General features: G+C 71.5%; 25 protein-coding genes and 1 pseudogene. 12 read left to right on the top strand and 14 right to left on the bottom strand.

Features of this window, described 5'->3' with window-relative positions:
• Window positions 1-6: 6 nt before the first annotated feature.
• A complete protein-coding gene (locus LG395_RS08390; RefSeq protein WP_225808960.1) occupies window positions 7-552 on the top strand; it encodes a GNAT family N-acetyltransferase in 546 nt (181 codons plus the stop codon).
• 78 nt (window positions 553-630) lie between these two features.
• Here the strand turns inward: LG395_RS08390 and LG395_RS08395 are convergent, their stop codons facing one another.
• Both LG395_RS08395 and LG395_RS08400 read right to left on the bottom strand, forming a co-directional pair.
• Window positions 631-1,902 (bottom strand): MFS transporter, encoded by a 1,272-nt coding sequence (locus LG395_RS08395; protein ID WP_171155240.1) that lies wholly within the window; start codon window positions 1,900-1,902, stop codon window positions 631-633.
• A gap of 101 nt (window positions 1,903-2,003) precedes the next feature.
• Window positions 2,004-2,441 (bottom strand): MarR family winged helix-turn-helix transcriptional regulator, encoded by a 438-nt coding sequence (locus tag LG395_RS08400; RefSeq protein WP_171155238.1) that lies wholly within the window; start codon window positions 2,439-2,441, stop codon window positions 2,004-2,006.
• Window positions 2,442-2,596: 155 nt separating this feature from the next.
• On the opposite strand from LG395_RS08400, the gene LG395_RS08405 reads away from it, so the two are divergent.
• The gene (locus LG395_RS08405) at window positions 2,597-2,779 is read left to right on the top strand and encodes a ribbon-helix-helix protein, CopG family (protein WP_171155236.1); all 183 of its coding nucleotides are present in this window, start codon (window positions 2,597-2,599) and stop codon (window positions 2,777-2,779) included.
• A 10-nt stretch (window positions 2,780-2,789) separates the two neighbouring features.
• On the opposite strand, the gene LG395_RS08410 is transcribed toward LG395_RS08405, so the two are convergent.
• Entirely contained in the window at window positions 2,790-4,241 is a 1,452-nt protein-coding gene (locus LG395_RS08410) for an NCS2 family permease (protein WP_171155234.1), read from the bottom strand.
• Window positions 4,242-4,391: 150 nt separating this feature from the next.
• Here LG395_RS08410 and LG395_RS08415 point away from each other — a divergent pair, with 150 nt between their 5' ends.
• Window positions 4,392-4,658 carry a DUF2530 domain-containing protein gene (locus LG395_RS08415; RefSeq protein ID WP_171155232.1) on the top strand — a complete coding sequence of 89 codons (267 nt, stop codon included), beginning with the start codon at window positions 4,392-4,394 and terminating at the stop codon, window positions 4,656-4,658.
• A 71-nt stretch (window positions 4,659-4,729) separates the two neighbouring features.
• Window positions 4,730-7,126, top strand: a complete 2,397-nt coding sequence (locus LG395_RS08420) for an HAD-IC family P-type ATPase (protein ID WP_225808962.1) — start codon at window positions 4,730-4,732, stop codon at window positions 7,124-7,126.
• Window positions 7,127-7,142: 16 nt separating this feature from the next.
• Here LG395_RS08420 and LG395_RS08425 read toward each other — a convergent pair whose 3' ends face one another.
• The 3 genes from LG395_RS08425 to LG395_RS08435 form a co-directional block, all read right to left on the bottom strand.
• Window positions 7,143-7,973, bottom strand: a complete 831-nt coding sequence (locus tag LG395_RS08425; protein WP_225808963.1) for a hypothetical protein — start codon at window positions 7,971-7,973, stop codon at window positions 7,143-7,145.
• 203 nt (window positions 7,974-8,176) lie between these two features.
• Window positions 8,177-8,935, bottom strand: coding sequence for a calcium-binding protein (locus LG395_RS08430; protein WP_225808964.1), 759 nt, complete (start codon window positions 8,933-8,935; stop codon window positions 8,177-8,179).
• 141 nt (window positions 8,936-9,076) lie between these two features.
• Window positions 9,077-12,205 carry a sacsin N-terminal ATP-binding-like domain-containing protein gene (locus tag LG395_RS08435; RefSeq protein ID WP_171155224.1) on the bottom strand — a complete coding sequence of 1,043 codons (3,129 nt, stop codon included), beginning with the start codon at window positions 12,203-12,205 and terminating at the stop codon, window positions 9,077-9,079.
• Window positions 12,206-12,342: 137 nt separating this feature from the next.
• Between LG395_RS08435 and LG395_RS08440 the strand changes: the two genes are divergently transcribed.
• Entirely contained in the window at window positions 12,343-12,837 is a 495-nt protein-coding gene (locus LG395_RS08440) for a hemerythrin domain-containing protein (RefSeq protein ID WP_171155222.1), read from the top strand.
• 90 nt (window positions 12,838-12,927) lie between these two features.
• On the opposite strand, the gene LG395_RS08445 is transcribed toward LG395_RS08440, so the two are convergent.
• The gene (locus LG395_RS08445; protein ID WP_171155220.1) at window positions 12,928-13,887 is read right to left on the bottom strand and encodes a YihY/virulence factor BrkB family protein; all 960 of its coding nucleotides are present in this window, start codon (window positions 13,885-13,887) and stop codon (window positions 12,928-12,930) included.
• 15 nt (window positions 13,888-13,902) lie between these two features.
• A complete protein-coding gene (gene ppk2 / locus LG395_RS08450; protein WP_171155218.1) occupies window positions 13,903-14,922 on the bottom strand; it encodes a polyphosphate kinase 2 in 1,020 nt (339 codons plus the stop codon).
• A gap of 142 nt (window positions 14,923-15,064) precedes the next feature.
• Between ppk2 and LG395_RS08455 the strand changes: the two genes are divergently transcribed.
• Window positions 15,065-16,690: an alkaline phosphatase D family protein gene (locus LG395_RS08455; protein WP_225808965.1), complete on the top strand. Its 1,626-nt coding sequence runs from the start codon at window positions 15,065-15,067 to the stop codon at window positions 16,688-16,690.
• A gap of 1 nt (window position 16,691) precedes the next feature.
• Here LG395_RS08455 and LG395_RS08460 read toward each other — a convergent pair whose 3' ends face one another.
• Together LG395_RS08460 and LG395_RS08465 are read right to left on the bottom strand one after the other, a co-directional pair.
• Window positions 16,692-16,886 carry a DUF397 domain-containing protein gene (locus tag LG395_RS08460; protein ID WP_225808966.1) on the bottom strand — a complete coding sequence of 65 codons (195 nt, stop codon included), beginning with the start codon at window positions 16,884-16,886 and terminating at the stop codon, window positions 16,692-16,694.
• A complete protein-coding gene (locus tag LG395_RS08465; RefSeq protein WP_225808967.1) occupies window positions 16,883-17,728 on the bottom strand; it encodes a helix-turn-helix domain-containing protein in 846 nt (281 codons plus the stop codon). The genes LG395_RS08460 and LG395_RS08465 overlap by 4 nt, the downstream gene beginning before the upstream one ends.
• Before the next feature lie 116 nt (window positions 17,729-17,844).
• Here LG395_RS08465 and LG395_RS08470 point away from each other — a divergent pair.
• Window positions 17,845-18,252: pseudogene (locus LG395_RS08470) on the top strand (ATP-binding protein); the annotation flags it as partial.
• Window positions 18,253-18,260: 8 nt separating this feature from the next.
• On the opposite strand, the gene LG395_RS08475 reads toward LG395_RS08470, so the two are convergent.
• Window positions 18,261-19,187 (bottom strand): DUF3027 domain-containing protein, encoded by a 927-nt coding sequence (locus LG395_RS08475; protein WP_171155211.1) that lies wholly within the window; start codon window positions 19,185-19,187, stop codon window positions 18,261-18,263.
• 267 nt (window positions 19,188-19,454) lie between these two features.
• Here LG395_RS08475 and LG395_RS08480 point away from each other — a divergent pair, with 267 nt between their 5' ends.
• The 4 genes from LG395_RS08480 (at window position 19,455) to LG395_RS08495 (ending at window position 23,006) form a co-directional block, all read left to right on the top strand.
• Entirely contained in the window at window positions 19,455-20,855 is a 1,401-nt protein-coding gene (locus LG395_RS08480) for an MFS transporter (protein ID WP_225808968.1), read from the top strand.
• A 93-nt stretch (window positions 20,856-20,948) separates the two neighbouring features.
• Window positions 20,949-21,446, top strand: coding sequence for a DUF2771 family protein (locus LG395_RS08485; RefSeq protein ID WP_171155209.1), 498 nt, complete (start codon window positions 20,949-20,951; stop codon window positions 21,444-21,446).
• Window positions 21,419-22,171: a futalosine hydrolase gene (locus LG395_RS08490; protein WP_225808969.1), complete on the top strand. Its 753-nt coding sequence runs from the start codon at window positions 21,419-21,421 to the stop codon at window positions 22,169-22,171. Before LG395_RS08485 ends, LG395_RS08490 begins: the two co-directional genes overlap by 28 nt.
• Window positions 22,161-23,006 (top strand): 1,4-dihydroxy-6-naphtoate synthase, encoded by an 846-nt coding sequence (locus LG395_RS08495; protein ID WP_225808970.1) that lies wholly within the window; start codon window positions 22,161-22,163, stop codon window positions 23,004-23,006. The genes LG395_RS08490 and LG395_RS08495 overlap by 11 nt, the downstream gene beginning before the upstream one ends.
• 24 nt (window positions 23,007-23,030) lie before the next feature.
• On the opposite strand, the gene LG395_RS41430 is transcribed toward LG395_RS08495, so the two are convergent.
• A complete protein-coding gene (locus LG395_RS41430) occupies window positions 23,031-23,414 on the bottom strand; it encodes a cold-shock protein (RefSeq protein WP_014673396.1) in 384 nt (127 codons plus the stop codon).
• 418 nt (window positions 23,415-23,832) lie between these two features.
• Window positions 23,833-25,482 (bottom strand): recombinase family protein, encoded by a 1,650-nt coding sequence (locus LG395_RS08505; RefSeq protein WP_225808971.1) that lies wholly within the window; start codon window positions 25,480-25,482, stop codon window positions 23,833-23,835.
• A gap of 129 nt (window positions 25,483-25,611) precedes the next feature.
• Here LG395_RS08505 and LG395_RS08510 point away from each other — a divergent pair, with 129 nt between their 5' ends.
• The gene (locus LG395_RS08510; RefSeq protein ID WP_171155201.1) at window positions 25,612-25,875 is read left to right on the top strand and encodes a hypothetical protein; all 264 of its coding nucleotides are present in this window, start codon (window positions 25,612-25,614) and stop codon (window positions 25,873-25,875) included.
• Here LG395_RS08510 and LG395_RS08515 read toward each other — a convergent pair.
• Complete coding sequence (locus LG395_RS08515) at window positions 25,839-26,483, bottom strand: HAD family hydrolase (protein WP_171155200.1); 645 nt, start codon at window positions 26,481-26,483, stop codon at window positions 25,839-25,841. The genes LG395_RS08510 and LG395_RS08515 overlap by 37 nt on opposite strands.
• Window positions 26,484-26,535 lie beyond the last annotated feature (52 nt).

Consider the following 26,535-nt stretch of genomic DNA (forward strand, 5'->3'; position numbering starts at 1 on the left):
GGGGCGATGACGATCACCATCCGAGAGGGCGGCCCGGACGACCTGCCCGCGGTACTGGGCATGCTCGACAGCTGCGTGGAGTGGCTGGTCTCACAGGGGCGGACCGGCCAGTGGGGCACCGAGCCGCTGTCGGGGCACACCAAGACCGTCGAGGCGGTCGTGCGCGCCCTGGACGCGGGCACCACGTACATCGCCGAGGTGGACGGCGTTCCGGCCGCCACGCTGACCCTGACCGACGGGCCCGGCGCCTACCTGTCCCACCTCCCGCCGCCCGGCGAGCCCGAGCGGTACATCCACTGGCTCGCCTCCGACCGCCGCTTCAAGGGGCGGGGCGTGGGCAGCGCGCTGCTCGCGCACGCCGCCGAGGTGACCCGGCGGGCCGGCGTGGGCCTGCTCCGGGTGGACTGCTACGCGGGCGGGGACCGCCGGCTCGTCGGCTACTACGAGGCCAACGGCTTCACCCCGACGCACACCTACACCCACGGCCCGGACGCCTGGCCGGGACAGGTGCTGGCCCGGAGGGTCGACCAGGACCCTCCGGGCGGGCACTGACGGGGGCGGCCGGCGGCTCACGCCGCCGGCCCGACGCCCGCACCCCGGAGGAACCCCACCGGCAACCGGCCGGCAGGCTCACGCGGCGGTCGCCAGCCGCTCCCGCTCGCGCGGCACGAACCGCACCCGCGGGTGACCGTGGTGCCAGCCCACCGACAGCCGCAGACCGCCGACGCGGGCCAGGACCAGGCCGATCGCCGCGGCCGCCGCCGCCGACACCACACCGCCGGCCGCGAAGCCGACGCGGGCGCCGTAGGTGTCGGTGATCCAGCCGACCACCGGCGCGCCCAGCGGCGTACCACCCATGAAGACCATCATGAACAGGGCCATCACCCGGCCGCGCATGGCCGGGTCGGTGCCCATCTGCACGGCGGTGTTCGCGGTGACGTTCACCGTCAGGCCGAAGACCCCGATCGGCACCATGAGCAGCGCGAACAGCCAGTACGACGGGGCCAGCGCGGCCACGGTCTCCAGCAGGCCGAAGGCCAGCGCGGCGGCGATGAGCACGCGCAGCCGGGCGGTGCCGCGCCGTGCGGCCAGCAGGGCGCCGACCAGGGAGCCGACGGCCATCAGGGTGTTGAAGAGGCTGTAGGCACCGGCTCCGGAGTCGAAGACGTGGTCCGCGTAGGCGGACAGCCACACCGGGAAGTTGAAGCCGAAGGTGCCGATGAAGCCGACCAGCACGATCGGCCAGATCAGCTCCGGCCGCTTGGCCACGTACCGCAGACCCTCGCGCAGCTGGCCCTTGCCGCGCGGGGCGCGCTCCACCACGTGCAGCTCGCGGGCGCGCATCAGCAGCAGGCCGGCGATCGGCGCGGCGAAGGACAGGCCGTTGGCGAGGAACGCCCAGCCGGTGCCCACACCGGTGATCATCAGGCCGGCGACGGCGGGGCCGACGAGCCGGGCGGACTGGAAGTTCGCCGAGTTCAGGCTGACCGCGTTCTGGAGCTGCTCGGGGCCGACCATCTCGGAGACGAAGGACTGCCGGGCGGGGTTGTCGACCACCGTGGCGAGGCCGACGGCGAAGGCGGCGACGTAGACGTGCCAGACCTGGACGTGACCGGAGAGGGTCAGCGCGGCGAGCGCGAGACCGGTGAGGGCCATCGCGCTCTGGGTGACCAGCAGAGCGGGGCGCTTGGGCAGGCGGTCCACGAGGACGCCGCCGTACAGGCCGAACAGCAGCATCGGCAGGAACTGAAGGGCCGTCGTGATGCCGACGGCCGCGGAGGAGCCGGTGAGGCTGAGCACCAGCCAGTCCTGGGCGATGCGCTGCATCCAGGTGCCGGTGTTGGAGACGACCTGGCCGATGAAGAAGAGGCGGTAGTTACGGATCCTCAGCGAGCTGAACATCGACGACTTGCGGGTGACACGGGGGGTAGGGGTGGTCGGTGCGGGGGCGGAAGGTGTTCCGGATCCCGTACTCAAAGGGTTCGCCTCCTCGGATGGCGCGCTTACAGGTGTGCGAGTTTCTCCAGCACGGGGGCGGCGGCGCGCAGGGTCGCCCACTCGTCGTCGTCGAGGCCGTCGGCCAGGCCGGCCAGGAAGGCGTTGCGCTTGCGGCGGCTCTCTTCGAGCATGGCCTCGGCCTGTTCGGTCTGGGTGACGACCTTCTGGCGCCGGTCCTCGGGGTGCGGCTCCAGCCTGACCAGGCCCTTGGCTTCGAGCAGCGCGACGATGCGGGTCATCGACGGCGGCTGGACGTGCTCCTTGCGGGCCAGTTCGCCCGGGGTGGCGGAGCCGCAGCGGGCGAGGGTGCCGAGCACCGACATCTCGGTGGGGCTCAGCGACTCGTCGACCCGCTGGTGCTTGAGCCGACGGGACAGCCGCATCACTGCGGAGCGGAGTGCGTTCACGGCGGCTGCGTCGTCGCCATGGGTAAGGTCCGGCATGTTCTTTAGCGTAACTCATTACTCTCGCTAAAGACCAATCGGGCGCGCCCAGGATGCCCGTGACACCCGCCACTGAACCCCGCGATCACCCGTACGGGTGAGCCGGGTCCGGAAAGTGACGCACCGGGCGGCCGGCTGTGGCGACCCTCGTAGGCATGGGGACCAGTGTGCTCAGCCTGCGGATGGACGGGGAGCTGCTCGAACGGCTCCGGCAGCACGCGGCGAAAAGAGGAATGAGCGTCCAGGACTATGTCGTCCGGACGCTCATTCGGGATGACTTCGACGAGCGGTTCCAGGCCGCCGTCGAGGAGACGGAGAGGTTCTACGGCGTCACCTGACGCCCGCCGGTCAGGTCAGGCCCAGGGCCGGCATCAGGTAGTAGAAGGCGAAGACCGCCGAGACGACGTACATCGCCGCCGGGATCTCCCGGGCCCGCCCGGCGACCAGGCGCAGCACCGTGAAGGTGATGAAGCCCATGCCGATGCCGTTCGTGATCGAGTAGGTGAACGGCATCATCAGCATGGTCACGAACGCCGGGATGGCGATGGTGTAGTCCGCCCAGTCGATCTCCTTGACGGAGTTCGACAGGATCAGGAAGCCGACCGCGACCAGCGCCGGGGTGGCCGCCTGGGACGGGACCATCGTGGCGACCGGGGTGAGGAACAGCGCGACGGCGAACAGGCCGCCCGTGACGACGTTCGCGAAGCCGGTGCGGGCGCCCTCGCCGACGCCGGCCGTGGACTCCACGAAGGCGGTGGTGGCCGAGGAGGAGCTGGCACCGCCCGCCGCGACCGCGAGGCCGTCCACGAAGAGGACCTTGTTGATGCCCGGCATGTAGCCCTCGGCGTCCGTCAGCTTGGCCTCGTCGCCGATGCCCATGATCGTGCCCATCGCGTCGAAGAAGCACGACAGCAGGACCGTGAAGACGAACAGGATGCCGGTCAGCACGCCGACCTTGGAGAAGCCGCCGAACAGACTGATCTGGCCCACCAGGCCGAAGTCGGGGGTGTCGACCGGGTTGCCCGGCCACTTCGGGACCGTCAGGCCCCAGGACGGGATCGTGGCGACCGCGTTGACGACCACCGCGAGGACGGTCATGCCGACGATGGAGATGAGGATCGCGCCCGGCACCTTGCGGACGATCAGCGCGAAGGTGAGCAGCGCGCCCAGGATGAAGATCAGTACGGGCCAGCCGTTGAGGTGGCCGCCGGTGCCGAGCTGCACCGGGACGGTGGTCTGGGCGGCGTCCGGCACCCGGGTGACGAAGCCGGAGTCGACCAGGCCGATCAGCATGATGAACAGGCCGATACCGATGGAGATCGCCTTGCGCAGGCCGAACGGCACGGCGTTCATCACGCGCTCGCGCAGCCCGGTGGCGACCAGCAGCATCACCACGAAACCGGCGAGGACGACCATGCCCATGGCGTCCGGCCAGGACATGCGCGGCGCGAGCTGGAGGGCGACGACGGAGTTCACGCCGAGGCCGGCGGCGAGCGCGATCGGCACGTTGCCGATGACGCCCATCAGCAGCGTGGAGAACGCGGCCGTCAGCGCGGTCGCCGTCACCAGCTGGCCGTTGTCCAGGTGGTGGCCGTACATGTCCTTCGCGCTGCTGAGGATGATCGGGTTCAGCACGATGATGTACGCCATGGCGAAGAAGGTGGCGAAACCGCCACGGACCTCACGGGCGAGGGTGCTGCCGCGCTCGGAGATCTTGAAGTAGCGGTCGAGGGCGCCGTAGGCGGGCGCGCCACCCGGCTTCTCGGGGGTGGGGACCTTGGCGGGTGCCGAGGTGGACATGCGGGACCTCATCACCAGCGGGGTTCCCCCGAGCCCCGTTGGAGTTTCCTACGATCAGAAGCGGTCAAAGGCAAACCGTTTCAGTATGAACGTATGAGGGACAGATCGCTATCTCCGCGCGTAGACAGCGGTGGCGCTTAAGCTGTGCGCATGGCTAAGTGGACCCCCAAGCACGAGGCGCCGGAGCCCCTGGAGGGGCCCGTGGTCGCCACGATCACCGGCGGCACCCTCGTCTGGTTCGTCCTCTTCCTGGTCCAGCTCCCCTTCTACGGCTGGTTCGAGGACCACGGGCACCTGTGGTGGCTGTGGACGTGCCTGGCCGGGGGCGGGCTGGGACTGATCGGGGTCTGGTACGTGCGCAGGAGGGACGCCGCGATCAAGCGGGCGGCGGATCTCGAGGCGGCGTCCGCCGAATAGCCGGCCGGGGGCTGCGCCCCCGGGCCCCGTTTGGTGGGCGGGCGGGCGGCATCGCACGTACCGTCGACTGCATGAGCCATATAGACGCGGGCGCCGAGATCGACCCCGTGCGTCCCATGGCGCTGCCGGGGCACGCCGCGACCGGGCTGACCGGTGCCGAGGTCGCGGACCGCGTCGGCCGGGGCCTCGTCAACGACGTACCGGTGCGCAGCAGCCGGTCGTTCGGGGAGATCGTCCGGGCGAACGTCTTCACCCGGTTCAACGCGATCATCGGCGTCCTGTGGCTGATCACGCTGTTCGTCGCGCCGATCCAGGACAGCCTCTTCGGCTTCGTGATCCTCGCCAACACCGGCATCGGCATCGTCCAGGAGTGGCGGGCCAAACAGACCCTGGACTCGCTCGCGGTGATCGGGGAGGCGCGGCCGACGGTACGGCGGGACGGGGTCGCGACCGGGGTCGCCACCCATGAGATCGTCCTGGACGACCTCATCGAGATCGGTCCCGGCGACAAGATCGTGGTCGACGGGGTGTGCGCGGAGGCGGACGGGCTGGAGATCGACGAGTCGCTGCTCACCGGCGAGGCCGATCCCGTCGTCAAACACCCCGGCGACCCGGTGCTGTCCGGGAGCTTCGTGGTCGCGGGCGGCGGCGCCTTCACGGCCACCAAGGTCGGCCGCGAGGCCTACGCCGCCCAGCTCGCCGAGGAGGCGTCCCGCTTCACGCTCGTCCACTCCGAGCTGCGCACCGGCATCTCCACGATCCTCAAGTACGTCACCTGGATGATGGTGCCGGCGGCGGTCGGACTCGTCATCACCCAGCTCGTCGTCAAGAACGACGACCTGAAGGACTCCGTCGCCCGCACGATCGGCGGGATCGTGCCGATGGTGCCCGAGGGGCTGGTGCTGCTCACCTCCGTGGCCTTCGCCATCGGCGTCATCCGGCTCGGCCGCAAGCAGTGCCTCGTGCAGGAGCTGCCGGCCATCGAGGGGCTTGCCCGTGTCGACACCGTCTGCCTGGACAAGACCGGCACGCTCACCGAGGGCGGCATGGACGTCACCGAGCTGCGGACGCTGGACGGGGCGGACGAGACGTACGTCCGCAAGGTGCTCGGCGCGCTCGGCGAGTCCGACCCGCGCCCCAACGCCTCCCTCCAGGCCATCATCGACGCCTACCCGGACAGCGACGACTGGCGCTGCGTCGAGTCGCTGCCCTTCTCCTCCGCCCGCAAGTACAGCGGGGCCGCGTTCAGCGAGGGCGACGGCGAGACCAGCACCTGGCTGCTGGGCGCCCCGGACGTGCTCCTGGGGGCCGACGACCCGGCGCTCGCCGAGACCGCGCGCCTGAACGAACAGGGCCTGCGCGTGCTGCTGCTGGCCCGCGCGCACCGGGACCTGGACGACGCCGAGCCGGCCCGGGGCGCCCGCCCCACCGCCCTGGTCGTCCTGGAGCAGCGGCTGCGCCCCGACGCCTCGGACACGCTGCGCTACTTCGCCGAGCAGGACGTCCGCGCCAAGGTCGTCTCCGGTGACAACGCGGTGTCGGTCGGCGCGGTCGCGGAGAAGCTGGGCCTGGAGGGTACGGCGGTGGACGCGCGGCGGCTGCCCGCGGACCGGCCGGCGATGGCACGGGCCCTGGAGGCGGGCACGGTCTTCGGGCGGGTGACCCCGCAGCAGAAGCGGGACATGGTGGGCGCCCTGCAGTCGCGCGGGCACACGGTCGCGATGACCGGGGACGGCGTGAACGACGTGCTGGCCCTGAAGGACGCGGACATCGGGGTCGCCATGGGCTCCGGTGCGGAGGCCACGCGGGCGGTGGCCCAGATCGTGCTGCTGGACAACAGCTTCGCGACCCTGCCGTCGGTGGTCGCCGAGGGCCGCCGGGTGATCGGCAACATCACGCGCGTGGCGACGCTGTTCCTGGTGAAGACGGTCTACTCGGTGCTGCTGGCGGTGCTGGTGGTGTGCTGGCGGGTGGAGTACCCGTTCCTGCCCCGGCACCTGACCCTGCTGTCCACGCTCACCATCGGCGTCCCGGCCTTCTTCCTGGCCCTCGCGCCGAACACGGAGCGGGCGAGACCGCACTTCGTGCGCCGGGTGATGCGGTACGCGATCCCCGGCGGGGTGCTGGCGGGCGTCGCGACCTTCGCCACGTACCTGCTGGCGCGGCACCACTACGGCGGCCCCGGCGCGCTGGCCGCGGAGACCAGCGCGGCCACCCTGACCCTGTTCCTGATCTCCATGTGGGTCCTGGCGATCATCGCCCGCCCCTACACCTGGTGGCGGGTGGCCCTGGTGGCCGCGATGGCCGTGGCCTTCCTGTTCGTCCTCGCCGTCCCCGCGCTCCAGGACTTCTTCGCGCTGAGGCTGGTCGGCATGGAGCTGCCGTGGACGGCGGTCGGCGTGGCCGCGGTGGCGGCGGCCGCCCTGGAGTACCTGTGGAGGTGGGTCGGCCGCCGCTTCCCGGACTGAGTCCGGCGGGGTACCGCTAGCGCACGTCGACGTAGTCGGACGTGGCGCTGACCGCCGGGGTGGTCGAGGTGCCCGCGAAGCTGTAGCGCCAGTAGCCGTCGTAGTTCGCGGTGGTGGTGGTCTTCAGGTTGCCGGACGAGTCGGTGTACACCGTCTTGAGCGTGGTCCAGGTGGTCGTGCCCGCCTTCTTGAACTGGAGCTTGACCGGCTGGCTGGTGTAGCCGTGGTACAGGTGGTCGTCCCAGTTCGCCCGGGTCAGCTTGCCCGTGACCGTGAGGGTCTTGCCCTTGGTGACGGGCTCGGGGCCCGCGTCGGTGGTGAGCTTGGAGTAGCGCTGCACCAGGGTGCTGCCGAGGCCGCTCTTGTCCTTGTAGCCGACCTTGCTCATGTCGGGGTTCTCCGGGTCCTGGCCGTTGAAGGCGACGGCCTCGGCGGCCACGCCCCAGGAACCGGCCCAGGTGCTCTTCAGGTCCCCGTCGGCCGGGTAGATGTCGACGGTGCCCTTGCAGGTGGCCGTCGTCGTCGTGACGGGGGTGCAGGTCGCCCCGTCGTCGTCGTAGAGCTCGGTGGTCGAGGTGTCGTACGAGCCCTTGTAGAGGAAGGCGTCGGTGGAGAAGTCCTTCGCCGCGATGTTCACGTCGGAGCCGTGCGTCAGCGTGTACGAGTAGGCGGCACTGACCTCGTTGGTGGTGCCGACCTTGATCGCCTTGGCGATGGTGACGTTGGAGAAGCTGACGTTCAGCGTGTACGGCGTGCCGGAGTCACCGGTGGCGTGTGCGGCCGGGACGGCGAGGGCGGACAGGGCCAGGGCGCCGGAGACGGCGGCCACGGTGGCACGTATGCGCATGTGCGTTTCCCCTGGAGGGAGGAGTGGATCGTGGAGTCGGTCGACTCAGGCGATCAGATCCACGAAGCAGGGGACGGGTTGTACGGCAAGACCGCTTTCCGGCCAGATTTGGGCCGGGGATTACCGGAACATGACACAACCGAGAAGGAACGTTCCGCCCCCGGGAGCGACGTCAGGCACTCCCGGGGCCGGAGCCGTGCCGCTTACTGCACGTCGACGAAGTCGGCGGCGGAGCTGACCGCCGAGGTGGTCGAGCCGCCCGCGAAGGAGAAGCGGTAGTAGCCGTCGGCCGTGGCGGTGGTCGTCGTCTTCAGGTTGCCCTTGGTGTCCGCCTTGATGGTCTTCAGCGTGGTGTAGGTGCTGGAGCTCTTCTTGCGGAACTGGAGCTTCACGGACTGCGAGCCGTAGCCGCCGTACTTCAGCGACTCCCAGTTGGCGCGGGTGAGGGCGCCCGTCACGGTGACGGTCTTGCCCTTCTTCACCGGCTCCGGGGAGGCGTTGGCGGTGAGCTTGGCGGCGCGCTGGAAGGAGAAGGAGCCGGCCTTCTCCTTCCAGAGGAAGTCGCCGTCCTTGGCGTCGATCCACGCGTCCACGTACCAGGTGCCGGCGCTCTTGTTGGTGAGGTCGTCCGTCTTCGGGTCGATCTTCACCGAGGCGGTGCAGGTGGAGGTGGTGGCGTTGACCTTGGTGCAGGTGGGCTTGCCGGTGTCCGCGTACCCGTTGTCGGGGCCGTAGAGGGTGAACTCGTCGGCACCCTTGATGCCCGAGTTGTCCGTGGCGGTCACGCTGACCTTCACGGTGACCGCGCTGGAGGTGCCGATCTGCACCTTGTTGTCACCGTCGACGACCACCTTGGTGATCTTCGTGTCGCCGTAGCCGCCATCGGCCTGGGCGGCCGGGACGGCGAGGGCGGACAGGGCCAGGGCGCCGCCGACGACGGCGACAGAGGCACGGATGCGCATGTGTGGTCCCCACGTTGAGATCTGGGGAGTCGGATGACTCCGCAGATGTGACGCGGGAACAAAGTGAAAGGTTGTACGAGTGGTGAAAGTTCTGTGCGGGCGGGTTTCAGCGGGGGCCGGCCCCGGGGGAACCGGCCGGGTTCAGTCGAACCACCGGTCCCGCGCCAGCTCCTGCGTCCGTGACGGGTCCTCCAGCAGCGCGGCCACCTCGAACCGCCGGGGCCACTGACCCGCCGCCCAGGCCAGCCCCGCCGCGACCCCCTCCAGGGTGGCCGCGTGCAGCACACCGTCGCCGGTGAGCCGCCAGTCGATCTCCACGCCGTCCACGACGAGTTCCTCGTGCTCGACGTAGGTGCCCGGCGTACGCGGCCCGAGCAGCACCCGCACCGCGTCCGGTACGTCGTGCTCGCTCCCCTCGGAGTGCACCTCACCGGTGACGGACTCGCTCAGCCGGCGCACCTGGAACAGTTCGGCCAGCTCGGCGGCGCGCGCCGGCCGGACCGGCAGCAGCGGCACGCCCGAGGTGAACGGCAGCAGGTCCGGGGAGTCGACCACGACGGCCGACCCGGCGTCCACCACCCGCACGCGCCCGTCGACCACGGCCCGCAGCTCGTCCGGCAGCGTCACCCGCTCGGGATCCAGCTCCGCCAGGGCGCTGTACAGGCCGTGCAGTTGGGCGGGGGTGACGGACCGCTCCGGGTCCGCGAGACGGTCCAGCAGTTCGGCGGCGCCGCCGGGCTCGTCCAGCAGCGCGCCGACGGAGGTGCGCACGCCGAGCGCCCGCAGCACCTGCTCGTCCTCGAACCCGGTGGCGTCGGCCTCGTCGTACAGCCCGCGCAGCAGCGGGTCGCCGCCCGCCGCGAGCAGCCCGGCCGGGCGCCGGCCGGCGAGCACCGGGTGCCCGCGCAGCCACCACGCGGTGTACGGCCGTACGGCCTCGTGGGTGCCGTCGGGCAGCAGGACGCGCACGGGCTGGGTCAGGGCGTCCCGCAGCGGCGGCCGGGCCAGCAGGGCGAGCGCCTCGGGCCAGTGGCCGTCGTCCACCAGGTCCAGGTCGCGGACGGCGACGAGTTCGGTGGCGACCGGCGGCACCGGGCTGTCCGGGAACCGGTCGAGGATGTCCTCGCACCACACGTCCACGGCGTCGAGCAGACCGGCGTCGTCGGGTTCGGCGTAGTCGCCGTCCCGGGGCTCCAGCTCGTCCGGGTCGAGGACGACGTCCGTGGCCCGGACGAGCGCGAAGCCGGTGAGCACCCCGCACGCGGCGAGCGGCTGCTCACCCCACTTCTCCGCCAGGTCGGCGTCCACGGCGGCCAGTTCACCCTCCCGGATGACCCGGGCGAAGGGGCTGCCGGGGAACACCAGCTCACCGGCGGGCGCGAGTTCGCCGTCCTCGTCGGGCAGCGCGAGGGCGCCCAGCCAGGGCTCGTCCCCCGGTTCGAGCGCCGCGTCCCGCACCAGGGCGAGCACCGTGTCGGCCAGCTCCTCGGCGTCCGGCGCCTCCTCCTCCCAGCTCAGCGCGCCGTCGTCCTCCAGCGAGCCCGCGACGGCGGCCCGCACCTGCGGGGTGGTCAGCACCGCGCGCGGGGTCGCGGGCAGTGCGCCGAGCTTCTCCAGCAGCGGGTGCGCGGCGTCCGCGTGCGCCACCTTCAGCCCGAGCCGCCCCAGCACGTCCGGGTCGATCCGGGCGGCGTCCGGCGTGGGCAGCAGCACCTGCCGGGGCCCGATGGTGGTCCGGCGGTCGGCCAGCGGCACCGGCAGTCCCGACAGCCGCTCGGGGTCGACCCCGGCGAGGCTGTCGTACAGCCGCCACCACCACCGCGGCTCCTTCTCCAGCCCGGCGAGCCGGTCCACGGCGTCGGCGAGCGGCAGCCGGGCGACCCCGAGGGTGCGCAGCTCGGCGCGCCGCTCCAGTCCCGCCGGGAGCAGGGTGGGCAGCACTTCGGCGAGCACCCGCACGGTGTCGGCGCCGGCGCCCTCCACGATCTCGGCGTCGCGGGGCCGCAGCGCCTCCGGCAGTTCGTCGTCGCCCTTCGCCTCGACGGCCGGGGGAAGGAAGGCGGTGCGCGGCAGCCGCTCCAGCACGGCCTGCCGCAGGGCCCCGTCCAGCGCGCCCTTGCCGAGCGGCCCCGGCACGAGGTCGATGATCCCGGCCAGCACGGGCCGCCAGGAGGCGAGCAGTTCGGCGTAGGCGTCGGCGGCGCGCTCCACCAGGAAGTCGGTGAGCGGACCGGGCGCCGCGTGCCGGCGGGTGGTGTCCAGCGGGAAGGAGGCGATGAGCAGGGCGGGCACGCCGAGGGGCTCGTCGCTCGGCGTCGGGGCGTGCACGACGGGGCTGGTACGGGGCCGGGCCGGGGCGCCGTAGGCATCGACGGGCACGGCCCAGGTCACCGACCAGTGCGGCCGCAGCCGCTCCTCGACCGGCCGGTCGGCGAGGAGGTCGGGTGTGAGCGGCCCGCCGGCCGAGACCGTGCGCCAGTTGGTGATGCCGTCCCGGGAGTCCTCCACGATGGTGAAGGGGCCGTCGGTACGCCGGGTGATCGTGCGGGGGGCCTCGTCGCCGACCTCCACGACGACCTCCGCCAGCCCCGGCAGCGCGAGGAGCAGGGCGTCGTCGACGCCGGCGAGCAGCCGCTCGGCGAGGTCGGCGGCGGCGGCGTCCCGCAGCGGCAGGATGACGGCGGTGTCGTAGGGCTCCGGAGCGGTGCCCTCGGCGGCGAAGGGCAGCCGCAGCAGGGGCACGTGCCCGTCGCGCCGCCGCACCTCGTCCCCGAGCCCGGGGCTGTGCCGGGCGGTGTCGGCGGCCAGCTCCCTGGCCTCGGCGAGGGACCAGCGCACCCCTCCGTGCCGCCCCACGATCGCCGGTTCGTCGGTGACGGCGAGCACGGCGGCGAACCCGACGCCGAACCGGCCGACGGCACCGTGCGTCGACTCGGCGTCCCGCTTCGCGGAGGCGCGCAGCGTGGACAGCGACTCGACACCGGTCGCGTCCAGCGGGGCACCGGTGTTGGCGGCCACGAGCACGCCGTCGCGGAGGGTGAGCCGCAGGCGGCCCGGGACGTGCGCCCGGGCGGCGGCGTCGGCGGCGTTCTGGGCCAGCTCGACGACGAGCCGGTCCCGGTAGCCCCCGAGGACCAGGTCCTCCTCGGCGTTGGCGTCCTCCCGGAACCGGGCGGGGCTGGTCGCCCAGGCGTCGAGGACACCGCGGCGCAGACGGGCGGTGCCGAAGGGGTCGGCGCCCTCGGCCGCCGGCCGCACGAACTTGCTCACGTTGACTCTCCTCTACGACGTGAGGACGAAGGTACAGCGCGGGGCGGGGAGGCCATCAACGCGGACGGTGAGGGTAGGCGGTAGGAACCATCCGTTGGCACGGTAGTGCCGGTACGTACGAAAGTGGTGCCCGTTCCATGGCCGAAACCCGGGATGTCGTCGAGCTGATCCTGAAGGACCACCGCCGCATGGAGGACCTGTTCCGCCTCATGCGCAGCGTGGAGGCCGACCGTGCGGCCGCGCTGGAGGAGTTCGCGCACCTGCTGGTCGCGCACGCGCTGGCCGAGGAGGCCGAGGTCTACCCCGCCCTGAAGCGGTACAAGAACATCGACGACGAAGAGGTCGAGCACGGCGAGCACGAGCACGACGAGGGCAACGAGGCCCTGCTGGAACTCCTGGAGGTCGAGGAGGTCGGCTCCGAGGAGTGGGACGAGAAGCTGGAGGCGCTGGTGGAGGCCGTCACCCACCACGCGGACGAGGAGGAGCGCACGATCCTCAACGGCGCGCGCGAGAACGTGGCGGCGGGGCGGCGCGAGGAGCTGGGCGCGGCGTTCTGGGAGGAGCGTGAGCGTCAGCTGAAGTCCGGGTGCGGCTCGGTCGACAACGTGCGCCGGATCGTGAAGTCGTCCTGACGCGCGCCCCCGGGGCCGGGGGCTCGGGGGTCGGGGGCTCGGGGCTCGGGGGTCGGGGGCTCGGGGGTCGGGGGCTCGGGGGCCGGGGGCTCAGGGGCCCGGCCCCGGGTCCGGCCTGACGGCACGGCCCAGGCCGGCGCGGGCCGCCTCCAGCTGGGCGGCGAACGCGATGCCGAGGAACAGGGCGATCCCGGTCAGGTTGGCCCACAGCAGCAGGGCCACAAAGGCCGTCAGCGGCCCGTACACGGCGCCGAAGGAACCGCTGCGGGAGACGTAGAGCGTCAGCAGCCAGGTCGCGGTGACCCACAGCACCAGGTGGACGGCGGACCCGAACGCCAGCCAGGTGTACCCGGGCTGGTCCCGGCGCGGCGACCAGCGGAAGATGACCGCGGAGGCGATCCACGCGAGGGCCGTCCCCACGGGCACCTCCAGGGCGCCCCACCACGCCGGGGGCCGGGAGGTGCCCAGCGCCTCGGCCGTCGCGGCAGTCACGGCCCGGCCGGCGACCAGGACCAGGAAGCCCAGGACCATGGGGACGCCGGCGGCGAAGGCGAGCAGCACGGCCCGGCCGTACTTCCGCGGGAAGGGCCGGTCCCGTTCGATGCCGTAGATCCGGTTGGCGCCCCGTTCCACCTGGCCCATGGCGGAGGCCAGGTTCAGGACGGAGAAGGCGAGCCCCAGGCACAGCGCGACGGTGCTCCACGCGTCGGAGCCGGCGGTGCGGGTGCCGCGCAGCGCCTCGCGGACCACGTCGGCGCTGGCGCCCGGCACGATCCTGCCCAGGGTCAGCTCGACGATCCGTCCCAGGCTCTCCGTGTGCGCGGCCGTGGCGAGGCCGACGAGCGCGATGGTGAACGGCACCAGGCCCAGCACGATCTGGAAGCCGAGGGCGCGGGCGTTGGTGAAGCCGTCGGCGTAGCGGAACCGGGAGAAGGCGTCGAGCAGCAGGCGGGTGCCCCCGTAGCGGCGCAGCGCGGTGAAGGCCTCGTCGCCGGAGAGCTCGTCCCCGATCATGTCCCGTGTCTGCGGGACGTGCACCACCGTTCCCATGGTCCGGGTTCCTCCTCAGCCGTGGCCGCGGCCGGCCGGCACCGCGGGGTCCGGGTGGTTCCCGGGTCCGCCGCCCGGCCCGGCCAGCGGGGTCGGCGACAGGGCCGTGGGTTCCTCACCCGGTTCGAGCAGGGTGTCCGCGGCGCCGACGATCAGCGGATCGGGGGTGCCGACCGCCTCGTGGTCCTTGGCGGGGTAGTCGAAACGGTCCAGGAGGCTGCGCATCGCCTCCAGCCGGCCGCGCCGCTTGTCGTTGTTCTTCACGACCGTCCAGGGGGCGTGCGCGGTGTCGGTCGTCCGGAACATCTCGACCTTGGCCGCGGTGTACTCGTCCCAGCGGTCGAGGGAGGCCAGGTCGGTGGGGGAGAGCTTCCAGCGGCGCACCGGGTCGACCTGCCGGATGGCGAACCGGGTGCGCTGCTCGGCGCGGGACACCGAGAACCAGAACTTGACCAGCAGGACGCCGTCGTCGGTGAGCAGCCGCTCGAACAGCGGGGCCTGCCGCAGGAACTGCCGGTACTCGCCTTCGGAGCAGAACCCCATGACCCGCTCGACGCCGGCCCGGTTGTACCAGGACCGGTCGAAGAAGACCATTTCCCCGCGGGCCGGCAGGTGCGTCACGTACCGCTGGAAGTACCACTGTCCCGCCTCCCGCTCGGTCGGCTTGTCCAGCGCCACCACGCGCGCTCCCCGCGGGTTCAGCCGCTCGGTGAACCGTTTGATGGTGCCGCCCTTGCCGGCCGCGTCCCGCCCCTCGCACACCACGACGATCCGCTGCCCCGTCTCCTTCACCCAGCGCTGGAGCTTGAGGAGCTCGATCTGGAGTATCCGCTTGGTCCGCTCGTACTCGCGCCGGCGCATCAGGCGGTCGTAGGGGTGGTTCTCCCGCCAGGTCTCGACCGGCCGGCCGCCGGCGTCCAGCAGCACCGGCCGCTCCGGCTGCCGGTCGTCCACCTCGAACCCGTGCAGCAGGTCCTCCTCGCCCGCCGTGTCCCCGGTCTCCCGTGCCTCCGTCGCCCGCCCGTGCTCGGCCACGACACCACCTTTCCGTCTCGCCCCGCACCGGGGCCGCCCCGCCCCGGTCTCCTCACACGTGCCCGCCCGGACGGGTCCCAGACGCCTGTACCGTCGCTGGGGTCGTTCCTTCCCGTGCCGGACGAGACAGAGAGGCGATCACATGGCCGGACTGCGCCTGGGACCGCTGCTGAGGTACACCGACGGCTCGCACGCCACCGTGTGGGTCGAGACGAGCGCGCCCTGCACGGTCGAGGTGCGCTGTTCCGACGGCACGGGCGGCACGGCCGCCACCTTCCAGGTGGCCGGGCACCACTACGCGCTCGTGACGGTGACCGGGCTGCAACCGGGCACCGCCCCCTCCTACGAGGTGGTGCTGGACGGCACCCCGGTGTGGCCCCTGCCCGACTCCCGCTTCCCGCCCTCCGTCATCCGCACGCCCGGCACCGGCGACACCGTCCGCGTCACCTTCGGGTCGTGCCGCTGGGCCGCGCCCCCGGCGGACGGCACGGACCCGGCCGGCCCCGACGCCCTGGACGCCCTGGCCCGCCGGCTGTCCGCCGACCCCGGCGCCGAGCGCCCCGACGTGCTGCTGCTCCTGGGCGACCAGATCTACGCGGACGAGACCTCCGAGGAGACCCAGCGCTGGCTGGCGGGCCGCCGGAACCTGGACGAGCCGCCCGGCGGCCAGGTCGCCGACTACGAGGAGTACTGCCACCTCTACTACGAGTCCTGGCTCGACCCCGAGGTCCGCTGGCTGCTGTCCACCGTGCCCAGCTTCATGATCTTCGACGACCACGACATCGTGGACGACTGGAACACCTCGGCCTCCTGGCTCGCCGACATGCGCGCCACCGACTGGTGGCAGGAACGGCTGCTGAGCGGCCTGATGTCGTACTGGGTCCACCAGCACATCGGCAACCTCTCCCCCGCCGAACTGGCCGACGACCCGACCTGGGCCGCGGTACGCGCCACCCCGGACGGCACGAAGGCGCTGCGCGCGCTGGCCGAACAGGCCGACGCCGACTCCTCCACGGTCCGCTTCAGCTACCGGCGCGACTTCGGCCGGGTCCGGGTGGTGATGGTCGACTCCCGGGCCGCGCGGGTCCTGGAGGAGGGCCGCCGCTCCATGCTGGACCCGGGCGAGGCCGACTGGCTGCGCACACAGGTCCTGGGCGACGAGGGTGCCTACGACCACCTCCTGATCGGCACCTCCCTGCCCTGGCTGCTGCCGCACCTGGTGCACGACGCCGAGGGCTGGGACGCGGCCCTGTGCGCCGGGGAACGCGGCGACCGCTGGGCCCGCTTCGGCGAGTGGCTGCGCCGCGGGGCCGACCTGGAGCACTGGGCGGCCTTCCCCCGCTCCTTCGCCGACCTCGCCGGCCTCATAGCCGAGGCCGCGACGGCACCGGGCGCCCCGGCGAGCGTGTGCGTGCTGTCCGGGGACGTGCACCACGGTTACCTCGCCGAGGCCACCTGGCGCTCCGGCGACCTCGGCGTCCCCGTCGTCCAGCTCACCTGCTCACCCGTGCACAACTCCGTGCCGGCGGCCATGCGGGTCGGCTTCCGCGTCGGCTGGAGCGCGCCGGCCCGCGTCCTGGGCCGCCTCCTCGCCCGGCACGGCCGCACGCCCCGGCCGCCGGTGCGGTGGCGCAAGCGGGGTGGGCCGTGGTTCGGCAACCAGCTCATGACGCTGACGCTGCGCGGCCGTTCGGCCCGCCTGCGCCTGGAACGCACCGGCAAGGAGGCGAGCCTCGAAACGGTCCACGAGGCCGGCCTCACCGGTTAGTTCAGCGCCGGGCGGCGTACGAGACGAACTCCGTCCAGGTGGAGGGGGCGACGGTGAGGAGGGGGCCGTCGTCCTGCTTGGAGTCGCGGATGTGGACGGTGGCGGGGGTGGGGGCGGCGACCCAGTCCAGGGCGACTTCGACGCAGGAGTCGCCTTCACTGCCGCTGCTGTAGCTGCTCTTGAACCAACGGATCATGTTGCCCCCAGCAGTTGCTCGATAAAGGATGTCGACTCGCGTGGAGTGAGCGCCTGGGCCCGGATGATGCCGTAGCGCAGCTCAAGGATACGGAGGTGCTTGGGCTGCTCGACCGGTCGGCCATTGGCCAATGCGGGCGACCGTCCTACGGCTGATCCGTCGGCGAACTTCAGCATCTCGATACTCCCGTCCACTCCAGCATGCTCCTGGCGGTCCATCGGCATCACCTGTAGCTCGACATTCCGCAACTTTGCGACTTCCAGCAGATGTTGCAACTGGCTATGCAGCGCCTCCCGCCCTCCCAGGGGTCGACGCAGGGTCCACTCCTCCAAGACGAAGCTGATCTCCGGGGCCGGGTCCCGCTCGAAGACGGACTTGCGAGCCATGCGTGCCGTTACGTACCGCTCGATCTCGGTGTCGCTGTACGCCGGGCGCCGCATCATCAGGAGCGCACGCGCGTACTCCGGCGTCTGCAACAACCCATGGACGCTGAGCGGGTCGTACAGCTGAAGCTCAACCGCCTTCGCCTCCACCTCCGCCAAAGCCCGAACCTTCTTCGGATAGCGGACCTTCTCCACGTCCTCCTTCATCGCCGCGAGCAACCCACCCGCGTCGAGAACCTTGTCCGCCTTGTCCAGGTACTCCGGCCGGGGAATCCGCTTGCCGGACTCGACCTTGTAGACCATGTCCTCGCTGTAGCCCACGGCCTTGGCGAAGTCGGCGGCGCGCAGCGCCACCGCTTCCCGGCGCAGCCTGAGTTGGCGGCCCACGGTGGCGATGACGGCGACGCCCCACTCGTCGTCCGGCTCGACCTCCCAGCCCGGCTCCTCTTCCTCACTCACACCGCACCACCCCCTTCCCGACATGCCCGGACACCACCGGACACGCGCTGGACAGTGACCCTACGCAACCGCGTCGTCACTGTTCAGGAGTAACAGGCACAGCCACTCTGAGTGATGTGAACCAGGAAATCTCCACCCACATCTCCACCCCCGTCCCGCACTTCACGGTGCGGCTCTCCCCCACGCCCCGCGGGGCCCGTCTGGCCCGGCTGCTCGCCAGGGAGCAACTGCGGTCCTGGGGGCTGCCGTTGGACCCGGCGGAGCTGATCGTGGCCGAGCTGGCGGCCAACGCGGCCGGTCACGGCCGGGTGGCCGGACGGGACTTCCGGCTGACGTTGTACGCCGTCGGGGACACGCTCCGTGTCGAGGTGACCGACACGCGCGGTGACCGGCTGCCCGAACTCGGCCGTCCCGAACCGGACGCCGACGGCGGGCGGGGGCTGCTCCTCGTGGAGGCGCTGGCGGAGCGCTGGGGTACGGCGCCCGGGCCCGCGCCGCGCAAGACGGTGTGGGCCGAGGTGCGCGTGCGGGGTCAGGAGTGGCCGAGTTCCGCCGTCTCGTCGTCGCCGGTCTCCGGTACCGAGCCGGAGTCGCGGGCCGGGCGGAGCGGGAAGGCGTCGACCCGGGTCTCGTCGACGACCGGAGACGCCGGCTGCGGGGGCTTGGGCATGACCGCCGCCTCCGAGTGGCCGCCGCAGCCGTAGGCGAGGGAGACCACGCGGCCGTCGGCCGGGGAGAACTCGTTGGCGCAGACGCCGAACGCCTGGCCGAGGGAGCCGCCGATGGGGGTGAGGAAGCCGCAGGTCATACAGGTGGCGGGGGCCGCCTGGGCCATCGGCGTCTTCGGGCCGAAGGCCTCTTCCCAGCGGTCGGCGGCGCTGTGCAGGCCGTAGCGGGACAGCACGCGGGCGCGGCGCATGCCGAGTTCCTCGGCGACGGACGCGATGGAGCCGCGGGAGGGGGCCGTCGGCTGCGCGGCGGGGGCGCCCGGCGTGACGTCGGCGTCCTCCGCCTCCGCCAGTTCCCGCATCTCCTCGGACACCGCCGAGTTCGGCGGCGGCTCCTCCTCGCCCGTGTAGCCGGGCTCCAGGCGCAGGTCGTCCTGGTCGGTGGGGAGCAGGTCGCCGGGGCCGAGGTCGCCGGGGCGCAGGCGCTCGCTCCACGGGACCCACTCGGGGGCGAGGAGGGCGTCGGGGCCGGGCAGCAGGACAACCTCGTCGAGCGTGACGATCTTGGCGCGGGAGGCGCGGGCCACCGTCACCGCCCAGCGCCAGCCGCGGTAGCCCAGCTCTTTGCACTCGAAGAAGTGCGTGACCACACGGTCGCCCTCCGACACCAGGCCGGCGTGCTCGCCGACCACGCCGGGCGCGGCGGCCTCCTCGGCGGCGGCGCGGGCGAGGTCGACGGCCTCGGCGCACAAGCGGTCGGGGGTGCGGCTTCGCGTGGTCGCTGCGCTCACAGGTATCGCTTCTCTCCTACGCCGTCTCGTCGAGTGCGGCTGCCTCCGGCGGTTTCGCCGACGGAGCGGACCTGGGGACCGCATCGACGTCTGCATCCGCGCGCCTGGGCGCACCTCTGCCATCCATTCTGCGTTATGGCTGAGATAGGCACGCTACACCGGACGGGATTCGTGCATATTCCCACCCGCCCCTCTGCCTGCGCCGACCGGGGTCGTGAGCCGCCACACCCGTCCGATCCGCACTATCCGGCCGTATCTCGGGGCACTATGAACGTCGTGGCAGCCGCGGACAGGGCGAATGGTCGGGGCGGCGGTTCGGGCCGGGTGGGTGGTGCCGTCCGCTCGGTCGGCCGTGCCCTGCAGTTTCCCGTGACCGGCGCGGCCCGGGGCATCCGCAGGGCCACGCACGCGCACGGCGCGGGCGAATCGGGTCTGGGCAAGCTGATCGAGCTGCACGCGGTGAACGGCGCGGGGGACGTCATGGTGACCGTGGCGCTCGCGTCCACGGTGTTCTTCTCGGTGCCGACCGACGAGGCGCGCGGCCGGGTCGCCCTCTACCTCGCGATCACCATGGCGCCCTTCACGGTCCTCGCGCCCGTGATCGGCCCCCTCCTGGACCGGCTGCCGCACGGGCGGCGGGCCGCGATGGCCGGGGCGATGCTGGCGCGGGCGCTGCTCTCGCTGATCATCTCGGGGGCGGTGGCGACCGGCAGCCTGGAGCTGTATCCGGCCGCGCTGGGCGTGCTGGTGGCGTCCAAGGCGTACGGGGTGGTCCGCAGCGCCGTCGTGCCGCGGCTGCTGCCGCCGCGGTTCTCGCTCGTGAAGGCCAACTCCCGGGTGACCCTCGCCGGACTGCTGGCCACCGGTGCCGCCGCGCCGGTCGCGGCGGGGCTGCACGCCCTGGGCGACCCGTGGCCGCTCTACGGCGCCTTCGTGATCTTCGTCGGCGGTACGTTCCTGTCGTTCTCCCTGCCGCCCAAGGTGGACTCGGCCAAGGGCGAGGACGTGGCGCTGCTCGCGGCCGACGAGCAGCACCTGCACGGGCCGCACCGGGGGCAGGTCAAACGGCCGGGCCTGCGGACGGTGGGACCGGCCGTCACGCACGCGCTCGGCGCCAACGCCGCCCTGCGCTGCCTGTCCGGCTTCCTGATCTTCTTCCTCGCCTTCCTGCTGCGCGAGCACCCGCTGACCGGGGAGAGCGCGGCGGTGTCGCTGGGGATAGTGGGCGTCGCGGCCGGGGCGGGCAACGCCCTCGGCACCGCCGTGGGCGCCTGGCTGAAGTCCCGGGCACCGGAGATCATCATCGTGACGGTGGTGGCGGTGGTGCTCGGCACGGCGGTCGTCGCCGCGATCCTCTTCGGGGCGTTCCTGGTGGCCTGTCTGGCCGCTGTCGCCGGGTTCGCGCAGGCGCTGGCCAAGCTGGCGCTGGACGCGCTGATCCAGCGGGACGTGCCCGAGCTGGTGCGCACCTCGGCGTTCGCCCGCTCCGAGACGCTGCTGCAGATGGCGTGGGTGTTCGGCGGCGCGGTCGGCATCGTGATGCCGCTCAACGGCACGGTCGGGCTGCTGGTCGGCGCCGTGTTCGTGGCCGTCGGCTGGCTGGGCACGCTCAAGGGGCTGCTCGCCTCGGCCCGGCAGGGCGGCCGGACCCGGACCCGGGTGGCGTGACGCCGTGGGGGCGCGGGCACGCGTGGCGTAACGAACCGGGCACGCCGTACCCCACGTGGGGAGACGGCTCGGGGCGCCCGATAGCCTTCGGCCATGACCACGCTGCCCCGCGGCGAAGCCGCTGATGTACCCCGCGTTGCGCGACGCCGCCGCGTCGTCGCCGTCGCCGGCGCCGTTTCCGCCGGACTGCTCGTCCTGTCGGCCTGTGACAAGCCGAGCCCCGTCGCGACGATCACCGTCGGCGGGGACTCGGTCAACTCCGAGGCCGTCTGCTACAACGACGGCAAGGCGCTGGACGAGAAGGCGCTGAAGGAGTGCGTCAAGAACGCCGACGACATCAAGTCGCTCAAGGTCGGCCAGGACGAGACCGTCCGCATCGGCGTCGACCCGAAGATCGCGGACGCGGGCTGGATCGTGCTGGTCAACGGCCGCCAGTTCAGCGACTCCAGCAAGGAGACGTACCGCACCATCCCGAGCAGCGCGTTCTTCAACGTCCAGTACGGCACCCAGGGCAACACCAACACCCTGTCGATCCGGATGGGCGAGAACACGAACAAGGGCATGTGGTCCTTCAAGCTGAAGAAGGCCTGATCACGACGTCCCTCCCGGTCCCCGTCCTCGTCGCCACCGCGGTCCCCGCCGAGCGGGACGCGGTGGCGGAGGCGCTGCCCGGACCGGCCGGGGAAGTACGGCTGCCGGGCGCGTCCCTGGTCCGTACGGCCGCGGGCTGGGACCTGCTCGCCGCCGGAGTCGGCCCGGCAATCGCCGCCGCCACGACCGCCGGCGCCCTCACCGCCGCCGCACTGGCCGGCCGCCCCTACGGTCTGGTCGTCTCGGCCGGGATCGGCGGCGGTTTCGCGCCCGGGGCGCCGCTTGGCTCACTCGTCGTCGCGGACGCGATCACCGTCGCCGACCTGGGCGCCGAGACCGCCGACGGGTTCCTGCCGGTCACCGAACTCGGATTCGGGACCGTCACCCACCGGCCACCGGAATCACTCGTACGAGTCGTGTCCGAGGCCACCGGTGCCCGGACCGGCACGATCCTGACCGTCTCCACGGTGACCGGCACCGCCGCCCGCGCCGCCGCCCTGCGCGACCGGCACCCCGGCGCGCTCGCCGAGGGCATGGAGGGGTTCGGGGTGGCGGAGGCCGCCGCCGCGCACGGGGTGCCCGTACTGGAGATCCGCGCGGTCTCGAACCCGGTCGGGCCCCGCGACCGCGCCGCCTGGCGCATCGGTGACGCCCTCGCCGCCCTCACCGGGGCCTTCGGGAAGCTCGCGCCCGCATTGGAGAGTTGGAACGCACATGACCGCTGAACCGCTGCAGATCGCGTACTCCCCCTGCCCGAACGACACCTTCGTCTTCGACGCCCTCGCCCACGGCCGCGTCTCCGGCGCCCCCGCGCTGGACGTGACCTTCGCCGACATCGACATCACCAACGGCATGGCCGAGCGCGGCGAGTTCGACGTGCTGAAGGTGTCGTACGCCGTCCTGCCGTACGTCCTCGGCGAGTACGCGCTGCTGCCGTGCGGCGGTGCGCTGGGCCGGGGCTGCGGACCGTTGGTGCTCACCCGGGACACCGACGCCGACTGGACGAACCGTACGGTCGCGGTGCCCAGCGAGAAGTCGACCGCGTACCTGCTGTTCCGGCTGTGGGCCGCCGACACCCTGCCGGGAGTGGGCGAGATCGTGGTCATGCCGTTCCACGAGATCATGCCGGCCGTACGGGACGGCAAGGTGGACGCGGGCCTGGTCATCCACGAGGCCCGCTTCACCTACCAGAACTACGGGCTGCACAAGTTCGCCGACATGGGCGAGCACTGGGAGCGCACCACCGGGCTGCCGATCCCGCTGGGCGCGATCATCGCCAAGCGGTCCCTGGGCGCCGAGCGGCTCGGCCGGCTCGCCGACGACATCCGGGCCTCCGTACGCGCCGCCTGGGACGACCCGGAGGCCTCCCGGCCGTACGTCATGGAGCACGCGCAGGAGATGGACCCGGCCGTCGCCGACCAGCACATCGGGCTGTACGTCAACGAGTTCACGGCGGACCTCGGCGAGGACGGCTACGCGGCGGTCCGGGGCCTGCTCACACGCGCGGCGGCCGAGGGACTGGTACCGCCCCTCGGCCCCGACGCGCTCGCTTTCCCGTAATACGGGCAGGATCCGGGATACCGCTCAGACGTCCAGCTGATCGGCGACCGCGCGGAGCAGACCGGCGATCTTCTTACCGGAGGCCTTGTCGGGGTAACGGCCCTTCTCCAGCATCGGCGTGATGTTCTCGAGAAGGGTCGTCAAATCCTGCACGATCGATGCCAGCTCGTCCGGCTTCTTGCGCTGGGCGGCGGCGACGGACGGCGTCGGGTCGAGCACGATCACCGACAGCGCCTGGTCACCGCGCTGACCGGCGACGACACCGAACTCCACGCGCTGTCCCGGCTTGAGCGCATCGACTCCGGCGGGGAGAACCGAGGAATGGACGAAGACGTCACCGCCGTCGTCGCGGGAGAGGAAGCCGAAGCCCTTCTCGCTGTTGAACCACTTGACCTTGCCAGTCGGCAAAGCACACACTCCCTCGATCCGTCCCGGACTGGCCGGACGCCTGTTGAACTGCCGTTGAGACAGCCTACCGGGGGTCTCTCCAGCGAGGCATGCCTTAAAACGGCTATGAGCCGCCGCCGGCGTCGGCGGAGGCTCAAAAGTGGCGGGGGAAGCATGAGGGGCTATCCGTGGGCCGGCCGATGCGCCGGTACGGGGTCGTGCGGGAGACGCCGAGAGCCCTGACCACGGTGAGCGGATCCTCAGCGTTGGCGGTAGGGCGTCCGTCAGTGCGCCCCCGAGCCTTGGTCTCGTCCCACACCGGTCGGCGGGTGGGTACCGGAGACAGCGTCCGTGAGGACACGGAGCGCGAGGGCATGTACGAAGAAAGAGAGTAAGACCCCGTCGCTTCGACCGAGTCTTTTCTTTGCGCTTCCTACTTCTATGCCAGCTCGAACTCTTTCAGGATGGCCGGTACGTCATCTGTACCGAACTCTCTCGATTCGGGATTGATCCAGTGCGCCGGTACGTTGTGACCGGTCAACAGCCGCTCCATGTTCTCTTCCTTGTTCAGCTTCAGCTCTTGTGCCATCGTCTGAATGTCTCCGAGATCCATGACGATACCCAGTCCGGCGTTCGGAATCGCGTCGTTCCATGCCCATACTTTCACCTGATAGGTGCGGAGGAATTCCCTGCGATCCTCCCGGTCCTTGGCTTCCCAGACTTCGCCGTACTTCTTACCCGTGGCCCAGAGGGCGGGGCTCATCCGCTCTGCCTCCTGCTTCTCCAGGAGAGCCACCCTCGCCGACAGGACCTTGTGCATGCGCTTGTACGACTCTTCCTGCCCTTCTCCGTCGTACTCGCCTGCCAGGAAGTCGGCTTCCAGCTTTTCCAGGCGCGCCTTTGCCGACTGGAGTTCTCTTGCCCGACTCGGTCCCGTACCGGCACGCTCGTACATGTCCCACTGACCAATGGTGCTTTGGATGGCCTGGTCAACCCATAGGTCCAGCACGTCAGCACGGACATAAGGGCCACTTTCGCACGAGCCGCCCTTGAACTTGTTCGAGCAGCGGTAATACCTGTGCCCTGGAATCCTCGTACCGTCTTTCCTCTTGTGTCCTGAGTTCAGGAGAGAAGAGAAAGGAGCACCACAATGCCCGCAGCGAGCGACACCGGAGAGCAGACTCCTGGCGCCGGCACGGATTTCCGTTCCCTCAGCCTTTGGAGCGGGCTTGATCCGGTCCACCAGATATTCCCACTGCTCCAGTGACGCCAGGGGTTTTACAGGAAGAATCACCGGCTCCCCCTGGTCGTCCAAGACAGCCTCGCCCTTGTACGTGTAGATACCGGGGACCCACGAGGAGCGGATGAACTTGTTGATGATGGTGGACTGCCACTGAGTCCCCTTGGTTTTCTCCCCCTTGAGCTTCCGCAGATGATCCCCCCAGGTGAGTACGCCACGGCCGTTGAAGTCCCGCGCGATCCGATGTGTGGACTGGCCCTCACCAACACGCCGGAAGATCTCTTCCACATAGGGGTAGAAGTCCTGGTCGATCTCCAGAACCTTTCTCCTGCCTCCCTCCACGGTTTTGATGCGGTAGCCGGTAGGCGGAGCACCCGTGAGCCATGAACGGTTCTCCAGTCGGCTCTGTACGCCGGTGAGGATGCGTGCCTGAATGGTGTCCCACTCGGCCTCGGCGAAGACGGCGGTCATCCGAGCCATCATCTTGCCCTGGGGAGTGGAGAGGTCGAACCCCTCTTCGACACAGACGATGAACTTCCCGTTTTCCTGCGCCCACTCCAAGAGTTCGTTGAAGTGCGTCGAGCGACGGGTGAGCCTGTCCATCCTGGCTGCGACGATCACGTCGAACTCATCGGCTCTGTCCGTGAGCCAGCGTCCCAACTTCGGGCGCTTGAAGGGGGACATGGAGCCTGAGACGTCCGTGTCCTCTGCCTCCCCCACCAGGACACCGGACAGGTGCGGAGAGCTGACGTGGTGTCGGATCACGCCCCGCTGCCACTCGATGGACGTGGAGCCGTCCGAGTCGGCGGACAAGCGGAGACAGGAGAGGTAGCGCAGACCGGGTGGCATGAGGAGAGGCTAGCGACATGTGCCTGGGCGACCGGCCTGATCCTGCCAGTAGGCACGTCTGTCCTCGCACCCCGTCGGGAGAACCGCGGCCCCCGGTTGTTCTCCCGCGCAGGGAACTACCCTGGTCCGGTGCGTGACAAAACCCAAGCGAATTCCGCCGCGCCCGGTGACCGACTGATCCGCGCCGGTGCCGTCGTCTTCTTCCTCGGGGCTGTGGCCACCCTCGTCACGGTGGCCCCGCTGTTCCTCGGAGCGAAGCCTTTTCCGACCTACATGTTCGGTCTGAGCATGCTCATGGCCGTCGGATTCCTCGTGGCCGGCGCGGGTGTCCTGCGCTCCGTCGCCGCCGGGCGGCGTCAGGCGAGGGGCGCGGCGCCGGGCGCCCCGCGGTAACCGCCGAGCCACGCGGGGAACGCGGACAGGTCCGGCAGGACGACGTCCGCGCCCGCCGCGCGCAGTTCATCCGCCGGGCACGGGCCGGTCGCCACGGCGACCGAGAACGCGTCCGCCGCGCGGGCGCCGCGGACGTCCCCGACGTGATCGCCGACGTACACGCCCGCGCCGTACTCGCGCAGCGCCGCCGCCTTCTGCTCGGCCCACAGGTCGCCGACGACCACGTCCGGCTCGATGCCGAGGTGGGCCAGGTGCAGCTTCGCGTTCGGCTCGTACTTCGCCGTCACCACCATCGTGCGCCCGCCGGCCGCCCGCACCGCCTCGATCGCCTCCCGGGCGCCGTCCATGGCGGGCGTCGCGGCGATGGCTATGGAGGGGTACATCTCCCGGTACAGGTCGGCCACCGCCGGTACCTCGTCGGCCGGGAACCAGTGGATCAGCTCCTCCGCGAGCGGCGGGCCCAGCCGGGTCACCGCCAGGTCGGCGTCGATGAACGTCCCCGTCCGCTCCGCCAGGGCCAGGTAGCAGGCACGGATGCCCGGGCGGGAGTCGATGAGGGTCATGTCGAGGTCGAAACCGACGGTCAGCGAGGAGGCCATGCGGGCCATTGTGCCGGGTGCCTCCGGCGGTTGGGCCGGGTGGGGTTGGGGGGCGGGGGGT

This window comes from Streptomyces spinosus (assembly GCF_020400655.1).
GTDB classification, from domain to species: Bacteria; Actinomycetota; Actinomycetes; order Streptomycetales; family Streptomycetaceae; genus Streptomyces; species Streptomyces argyrophylli.

Bases quoted from the DNA above. Each gene is read 5' to 3' on its own strand.
- LG395_RS08390 (WP_225808960.1), top strand. From the start codon at position 7: ATGACGATCACCATCCGAGAGGGCGGCCCGGACGACCTGCCCGCGGTA.
- LG395_RS08395 (WP_171155240.1), bottom strand. From the start codon at position 1,902: ATGTTCAGCTCGCTGAGGATCCGTAACTACCGCCTCTTCTTCATCGGC.
- LG395_RS08400 (WP_171155238.1), bottom strand. From the start codon at position 2,441: ATGCCGGACCTTACCCATGGCGACGACGCAGCCGCCGTGAACGCACTC.
- LG395_RS08405 (WP_171155236.1), top strand. From the start codon at position 2,597: ATGGGGACCAGTGTGCTCAGCCTGCGGATGGACGGGGAGCTGCTCGAA.
- LG395_RS08410 (WP_171155234.1), bottom strand. From the start codon at position 4,241: ATGTCCACCTCGGCACCCGCCAAGGTCCCCACCCCCGAGAAGCCGGGT.
- LG395_RS08415 (WP_171155232.1), top strand. From the start codon at position 4,392: ATGGCTAAGTGGACCCCCAAGCACGAGGCGCCGGAGCCCCTGGAGGGG.
- LG395_RS08420 (WP_225808962.1), top strand. From the start codon at position 4,730: ATGAGCCATATAGACGCGGGCGCCGAGATCGACCCCGTGCGTCCCATG.
- LG395_RS08425 (WP_225808963.1), bottom strand. From the start codon at position 7,973: ATGCGCATACGTGCCACCGTGGCCGCCGTCTCCGGCGCCCTGGCCCTG.
- LG395_RS08430 (WP_225808964.1), bottom strand. From the start codon at position 8,935: ATGCGCATCCGTGCCTCTGTCGCCGTCGTCGGCGGCGCCCTGGCCCTG.
- LG395_RS08440 (WP_171155222.1), top strand. From the start codon at position 12,343: ATGGCCGAAACCCGGGATGTCGTCGAGCTGATCCTGAAGGACCACCGC.
- LG395_RS08445 (WP_171155220.1), bottom strand. From the start codon at position 13,887: ATGGGAACGGTGGTGCACGTCCCGCAGACACGGGACATGATCGGGGAC.
- LG395_RS08455 (WP_225808965.1), top strand. From the start codon at position 15,065: ATGGCCGGACTGCGCCTGGGACCGCTGCTGAGGTACACCGACGGCTCG.
- LG395_RS08460 (WP_225808966.1), bottom strand. From the start codon at position 16,886: ATGATCCGTTGGTTCAAGAGCAGCTACAGCAGCGGCAGTGAAGGCGAC.
- LG395_RS08480 (WP_225808968.1), top strand. From the start codon at position 19,455: ATGAACGTCGTGGCAGCCGCGGACAGGGCGAATGGTCGGGGCGGCGGT.
- LG395_RS08485 (WP_171155209.1), top strand. From the start codon at position 20,949: ATGACCACGCTGCCCCGCGGCGAAGCCGCTGATGTACCCCGCGTTGCG.
- LG395_RS08495 (WP_225808970.1), top strand. From the start codon at position 22,161: ATGACCGCTGAACCGCTGCAGATCGCGTACTCCCCCTGCCCGAACGAC.
- LG395_RS08505 (WP_225808971.1), bottom strand. From the start codon at position 25,482: ATGCCACCCGGTCTGCGCTACCTCTCCTGTCTCCGCTTGTCCGCCGAC.
- LG395_RS08515 (WP_171155200.1), bottom strand. From the start codon at position 26,483: ATGGCCCGCATGGCCTCCTCGCTGACCGTCGGTTTCGACCTCGACATG.